The organism is Calditrichota bacterium (assembly GCA_014359355.1).
In the GTDB taxonomy this organism is placed as follows: domain Bacteria; phylum Zhuqueibacterota; class Zhuqueibacteria; order JANLFK01; family Oleimicrobiaceae; genus Oleimicrobium.
Genome location: JACIZP010000237.1, coordinates 1 through 6,607, shown reverse-complemented (window position 1 = coordinate 6,607; position 6,607 = coordinate 1). Strand labels below are relative to the sequence as shown.

Sequence of the window (6,607 nt, the reverse complement as noted above, 5' to 3'; positions counted from 1 at the left end):
AACGGCGAGATAGGCGTCGGCTCGCGCATCCGGCTCTTTTCTTCAGGCAAGGAGTTTGAGGTTGAAGAGGTAGGAATCCTCCAGTTGCGCCAGATCCAACGGCCGAAGCTCTGCGCTGGAGAGGTGGGCTACGTGATTGCCGGCATCAAGGAGGTGCGTGACACCAAGGTCGGCGACACCATCACCGACGCGGCACGGCCGGCTTCGGCCGCACTTCCGGGGTTTAAGGAAGTCAAGCCGATGGTCTTCAGCGGCCTGTACCCGGCGGTGGCCGAGAGCTACGATGAGCTGCGCAAGGCCTTAGAACGCCTCAGCCTCAATGACAGCTCTCTTCACTTCGAGCCGGAGACTTCGGTGGCACTCGGCTTCGGCTTCCGCTGTGGCTTCTTGGGTCTGCTGCACATGGAGATTGTGCAGGAACGGTTGGAGAGGGAATACAATCTCAACCTCATCACCACCGTCCCGAATGTCAAGTTTAGGGTCACTCGTAAGAACGGCGAAGTCATGTGGGTGGAAAACCCCGCGCAAATGCCGCCTGCTGGGGACATCGCCCTCATTGAGGAGCCGTACATTGCCGCCCACATTCTCACGCCCGCCGAATACATTGGCAGCATCATGCAATTGGCGCAGGAGCGACGCGGGGTTTTCGTCACCACCGAGTATCTCGATCCGACGCGCGCCCATCTGCACTACGAGTTCCCGCTTGCCGAGGTTATTTTTGATTTCTACGACCGGCTGAAATCGGTGTCGCGGGGTTATGCGTCGTTCGACTATGAGTTCCTCGCCTACAAGCCTGGCGAACTGGTGAAGTTGGACGTGTTGCTCAACGGCGAGGTGGTGGACGCCCTTTCCGTCGTAGTGCACCGCGACAAGGCCTACGACTGGGGCCGACGCGTGTGCGAGAAGCTCCGCGAGCTGATTCCGCGGCAGCTGTTTCAAATTGTGATTCAGGCGGCCATCGGCAGCAGGGTCATCGCTCGCGCCAGCATTAGCCCGCTGCGCAAGAACGTGACGGCCAAGTGCTATGGCGGAGACATCACCCGGAAGCGGAAGCTCTTGGAGAAACAAAAGGAAGGCAAGAAACGTATGCGGCAGTTAGGCCGCGTGGAGATCCCACAGGAGGCCTTCCTCGCCGTGCTGAAGGTGTAAATGAAGGAAACCCATGATTGTCGCCGAAGATTTGAGCAAGCGCTACGGGTCCACACTGGCCGTCGATGAGTTATCGCTGACGGTCGACGGGGAGCTCTTTGTCTTCCTCGGACCAAACGGCGCCGGCAAGACCACGACGATCAAGCTCATGACTGGCCTGCTGCGGCCTGATCGTGGGCGCGTGCGCATCAACGGGTTCGACATGGCCACGCAACCCTTGGAGGCAAAGAGCTGCCTTGGCCTGGTGCCGGAACGGCCGTACGTCTATCCTAAGCTGACCGGACGCGAGTTCCTTTTCTTCATGGCGGACCTCTACCGCGTCGACCGCGCAACGGCCCTCCGCCGCTTCGAGCACCTGGTGGAGTTATTCGACTTGGGCAGTCACATCGACCGACTCATCGAAACCTACTCCCATGGCATGAAGCAGAAGATCGCGCTCAGTGGGGCGCTCATCCATGACCCGAAAGTCTTGTTTCTTGATGAGCCTACCGTGGGCCTTGACCCAAAGAGCGCACGGAATCTGAAAAATCTTCTGAAGGGACTGGTGCAGCGCGGGGTGACGGTGTTCATGTCCACGCACATCCTCGAGATCGCCGAGTCGATGTGTGACCGCGTGGGGATCATCGACAAGGGGAAGCTCATCGCCCTTGGCACGATGGCGGAGTTGCGCGGGAGGTCGTCGCGCCATCGGTCGCTGGAAGACATCTTCCTTGAGCTCACCGGCGGCGACGAATACCGCGAGGTGCTCAAGTACCTGGAGGAGAGTTAGGCACCCATGCTGCTCTTCCTGCTCCGCAACAGGCTGCGCATGTACGTCAATCTGCTCCGCAGGGCCGAGGGCACCAGGCGCGTGCGCACGATCTTGCTCTTGGTACTCTGGCTCTTTTTCGTGGGCTACGTGTTCCAGGGCACGCAGGCCATGTTCCAGGCCATAGTACAAGTGGCAGGCCCGCACGCTGCAGGAAGGGTCCTGGCGGCGCTCCTCTTTGCTCTGCTGGTCGCACTTCTCCTGAGCGGCACCACTATCTGCATCCACATACTTTTCATCTCGCAGGATCTGCCCCTGCTCCTCTCCGCGCCCATCCGGCGGCGCACCCTGTTCGTGTACAAGCTGATAGAGGCAACCGTCAGCAACTCGTCGATGTTCTTGATGCTCGGCTTCCCTCTGCTCTTGAGCTTCGGGGCGGCGCAAGACGCTGCCTGGTGGTACTATGCACTCATGGTGGTGGTAGCGGCAGTGTTTGTGGCAGTACCCACCAGCCTGTCGGCAATGGTGGCGTTGCTCGCCGTGCACATACTTCCGGTGCGACGTGCACGGGAGGTGATGAGCGTGGCGTTGGCTCTGGTTTTTCTTGCTGTGTGGACAGGGATGCAGCTGCTGCGTAGCTCGCTGGATGCCAGTGGACCCGGTGGCGTGACGGGACTGCTCGCCTTGGCGCGGTCCAATCTCTTTGCCGTGACACCTGCAGGCTGGGTGGCAACCATTCTCGCGGGGTTAGTAGCGGGCCAATGGACGAGCGCTGGTCTTGCCGCCGTGCTGTTGGCCGGGAGCACCGCAGCCATGATCGCCGTCAGTGTTGCCCTGGTGGACAGCGTCTACGCACGCGGCGTGGGAAAGGAAGAGGCGGCCTCCCTCAGCAAAGCCGTTGAAGTGTCAAGGCGCCGGTTGGCAAGGGCTGCCCACACTGGTTCTCTTTTCCGCGCCGCCCTTCTGCGGGACACCCGACTGCTGCGCCGAGAGCCCACCCAGCTGATGCAGCTCCTCATGCTCGCCGCGATGATGCTGGTGATGGCGTTCATTCTCAAACGGGACACCGAAGGAGGACAGCTCTCCCGTCTCGAGATGCTCATGCCCTTCATCTTCGTCATCCTGTTCAGCGCCATGAGCACGGTGGGAATCGCAGCGCGGCTCATCCCTCTGGAAGCAAAGGCCTTTTACCTGAACAAAATCGCTCCCCAGCGCCCCACGCGCGTCTTGGCAGCGAAACTTTGTCTTGCGTGGCTCCTGGGAACCACGGTGGCACTGTTTGGCACAGTCGTGGTCACCGTCCTGTTCGCCCACCCCTTAGCGACAGGACTGGGGGCATTCGGGCTTGCCTCGCTGGTCTGTCTGGGCACAAGCGGCCTGGGGCTCTTGTTAGGAGCCTACTTCGCCGACTTTGACTGGGAAAGCCCCAAGCGGATGATCACCGTGGGCGGAGGCTTGCTCTCGGCCGTGGTGCCGCTGGTCTATTTCGCCCTTGTCGGGGGACTTGGGGCGCTGGTCTATTTTTTCACGAGCAGTCTTCTCGGAGCTGAACAGGTAGTTGCGTTGCTCTGCGGCGCCCTCGTCTCTTTGAGCTTGAGCATCGGGGCGGCAGCCGCTTCGCTTCACATGGCAGCGCACCGCGTGGAAACCATGGCCTGGCTTCACTGAGCTGCGCTGGCTATCGCAACAAGGAAAGGAACGGAAATGCCGATGGAAGGTAACGGACGGAAGAAGAGCCTAATCAGGGAATACGCGGAAGCAGTGGCGGTTGCGGTCGTGGCAGCTCTCATATTGCGCATCCTCGTCATCCAGGCTTTTCGCATACCCACCGGATCGATGAAAGACACGTTGCTAATCGGCGACTTTCTCATGGTGAACAAGTTCATCTATGGCGTGCGCACGCCGAGCACTTTGCCTTTGGTGAAAGCAAAGATTCCCCACACCCGCCTGCCGGCAATAAAGCAACCCAAGCGCGGGGAAGTCATCGTCTTCAAGTACCCGCTGGACGAACGCCTCGACTACATCAAGCGCTGCGTCGGCCTGGCCGGCGACACGATTGAGGTGCGCAACGGCGACCTTTACATCAACGGCAAGCCCGAAGGGAAGAAGGAATTCATCGGCCGGCGCTATGACCCAGAAGAAGGCCACTACGTGCTGGAGTACCGCATCACTACGGAGAGAGGCCAGAAGTATAACATCCGCCACTACGAGATGCGCAGCCGGAGCTTTGACAATTTTGGCCCAGTTGTGGTGCCGCCTGGCCATCTGTTCATGATGGGGGACAACCGCGACAACAGCGCCGACAGCCGTTTCTGGGGGCCTTTGCCCTTCGATAACGTGCTCGGCGAGGCGATGATCATCTACTTCTCCTGGGATTCCCGCGTGCCCGTGTACAACCTCAGCAAGAAGATCAGGTGGGGCCGCCTTGGCAGGATCATCCGTTGAACAGATGCCGCCGGCCGGCCTCTACGTCCATATACCCTTCTGCCGGCGCAAGTGCCCGTACTGCGACTTCTATTCTGTCCCTTTTCGTGCCGAAGAGGCAGAGCACTTTCTTGCTGCCCTCCAACACGAGATGCGCCTTTGGGCGAGGGGTCCCCTGTTCGCGGGGAATCCTTTTGCTACCCTCTACTTTGGCGGCGGAACACCTTCCCTCCTCAGGCCAGCGCAACTCTCGACGCTTATCTCAACCGTGGATTCGCTCTTTGGTCTCCATTCCGGTGCAGAAGTGACCATAGAGGCCAACCCAGCGACCCTGTCGGCCAGTCAGCTTGGCGAGCTGCGTGCGGCGGGATTCAACCGGCTGAGTCTCGGAGTGCAGTCATTGCGCGACGACGAGCTGCGCACCCTTGGCAGGCTCCATACCGCCGGTGAAGCCGTGCGCACCTTCCGCTGGGCGCGCCAGGCTGGGTTTGACAACCTGAGCGTGGACCTCATCTTCGGCATCCCGGGTCAAACGACGGCAAGCTGGGAAGCGACACTGCGCCAGGTCCTCACCTGGGCTCCCGAGCACATCTCCACTTACGCCCTAACGCTGGAGCCGAGCACGCCCATGGCGCAAGCGGTGACACGTGGCGCCCTCAGGCCGGTCCGCGCCGAAGAAGAGAAAACGATGTACCTCCTTGCCCATGACCTCCTCACGGCGAACGGCTATGAACACTACGAGATTTCCAACTACGCAAAGCGAGGCTATCGGTGCCGGCACAACATGCAGTACTGGCAGCGCCACCCCTACCTTGGCCTTGGGCCTGCTGCCCACTCTTTCCACGGCAAGGAGCGCTGGTGGAACGTGGCGGACGTGAAGGCCTATTGCCAGGCCTTGGCACAGAATTCCCTGCCCGTGCAAGAAAAGGAGGTCCTGTCCGAGGAGCAGGAGCGTTTGGAGACCTTCATGCTCGCCCTGCGCACTGCAGAGGGTCTTGCCCTGGGCGCCCTGCCACGCGAGTGGGCCCGCATGACCACTGAGCGCGCTGCCAGACTCTGTCTGGACGGCCAGTACCCGCTTGCCTTGGTGGACGCGGAGCGTATTCGCCTGACGCACCGAGGTTTTCTCTTCCACGAAGAAGTGTGTAGGCTCATGGCATAGATAGAAGCTTTTGGCATGCTTTTCGGGACTTGTCTCTGAGGCAAAGAAGATGCGGGGGACAGCTAGAAAGTTAGCAAGAATGTGATTCGGCTCACCAACGCTCTTGCCGAAAGCTCGTATCATGAGGCAGCAAAAGTGGAATGAACTCCAGGGGGCTTGACGAGGCGCCGCATCGGTGAATGTAGGACTGGGATTCCTGCTGGAGCAGAGGCTTCTCACACACTAGGAGGAAGACCCCATGAAAAGAATTGCCGTGCTCGCCCTCACTGCTGTGATGATTCTCCCCGTTGCCGCCATGGCGGGCGGACGCTTTTCGCTCGGGCCCCGTGTGGGGTACTACAAGGCCCAAGATGCCGACGAAGGGAAGCTCTTTGCGGGCGCCGCGGCGCGACTGCACCTCACCTCGGCCCTCGGCGTAGAGGGTTCTGTGGACTTTCGCAAGGAAGAGTACATGCGCGGGCGGATGACCGTTACCAGCTGGCCGGTAATGGTCACCGGCCTAGTCTATCCGTTGCCCATCTTGTACGGCCTGATCGGCGCGGGTTGGTACAACAGCAAAGTTGAATACACGCCGCTGGCCGGACTCTTGGCCGGAGAACCAGAGAACGAGCAGCAGTTCGGCTGGCACTTTGGCCTGGGATTGGAAATACCTCTCGGCAGCCTGTGTCTGGCAGGAGACGTGCGGTACGTCTTCCTCGACTATGACTTTTCTGCCGTGCCGGGCAGCGAAGAGGTGAAAGCGGACTTTTACGCAGCCACCCTCGGGTTGCTCATCCGTCTGTAGGGAGCCAAGACAAAGGGGGGAGCCGGCGAGCACAGGCAATGGAGATAGGAGGCGCCTCGCACACCGCCACTGCGTCCCCTCAGCACTCGCCGGGACTGCCCACAGCAAAGAGGGCTGGCCAATATGCTGGCCAGCCCTTTTCCATGCACTGCAAGGCGACGAGCTCAGTGCAACTTTTTCTCGACCTCCTGCAACTCCTGCTTTGCTTCCTCTTTGTAAGTCGGATCGTCGGCATCCGCCACCGGCAAGGCAATGACCTGCTCGTAGTGCTTCTTGGCGGCCTCCCAGTTGCCGACCATCTTGTACGTGCGCGCCAGCTCCAGGTGGTGGTTGATGTGCT

General features: G+C 60.4%; 7 protein-coding genes. 6 read left to right on the top strand and 1 reads right to left on the bottom strand.

Annotated features, from left to right (window positions below; genetic code table 11):
* The 6 genes from lepA to H5U38_10655 form a co-directional block, all read left to right on the top strand.
* The coding region (gene lepA / locus H5U38_10680) for an elongation factor 4 (GenBank protein MBC7187489.1) at positions 1 to 1,149 on the top strand (1,149 nt) is incomplete at its 5' end.
* Positions 1,150 to 1,162: 13 nt separating this feature from the next.
* Complete coding sequence (locus H5U38_10675; protein MBC7187488.1) at positions 1,163 to 1,918, top strand: ABC transporter ATP-binding protein; 756 nt, start codon at positions 1,163 to 1,165, stop codon at positions 1,916 to 1,918.
* Between the two features lie 6 nt (positions 1,919 to 1,924).
* Complete coding sequence (locus H5U38_10670) at positions 1,925 to 3,565, top strand: hypothetical protein (GenBank protein MBC7187487.1); 1,641 nt, start codon at positions 1,925 to 1,927, stop codon at positions 3,563 to 3,565.
* A 42-nt stretch (positions 3,566 to 3,607) separates the two neighbouring features.
* Positions 3,608 to 4,342, top strand: coding sequence for a signal peptidase I (gene lepB / locus H5U38_10665; protein MBC7187486.1), 735 nt, complete (start codon positions 3,608 to 3,610; stop codon positions 4,340 to 4,342).
* Complete coding sequence (hemW, locus tag H5U38_10660; GenBank protein MBC7187485.1) at positions 4,323 to 5,483, top strand: radical SAM family heme chaperone HemW; 1,161 nt, start codon at positions 4,323 to 4,325, stop codon at positions 5,481 to 5,483. The genes lepB and hemW overlap by 20 nt, the downstream gene beginning before the upstream one ends.
* Positions 5,484 to 5,721: 238 nt before the next feature.
* Positions 5,722 to 6,267, top strand: coding sequence for an outer membrane beta-barrel protein (locus H5U38_10655; GenBank protein MBC7187484.1), 546 nt, complete (start codon positions 5,722 to 5,724; stop codon positions 6,265 to 6,267).
* 164 nt (positions 6,268 to 6,431) lie between these two features.
* Here H5U38_10655 and H5U38_10650 read toward each other — a convergent pair.
* The coding region (locus tag H5U38_10650; GenBank protein ID MBC7187483.1) for a hypothetical protein at positions 6,432 to 6,607 on the bottom strand (176 nt) is incomplete at its 5' end.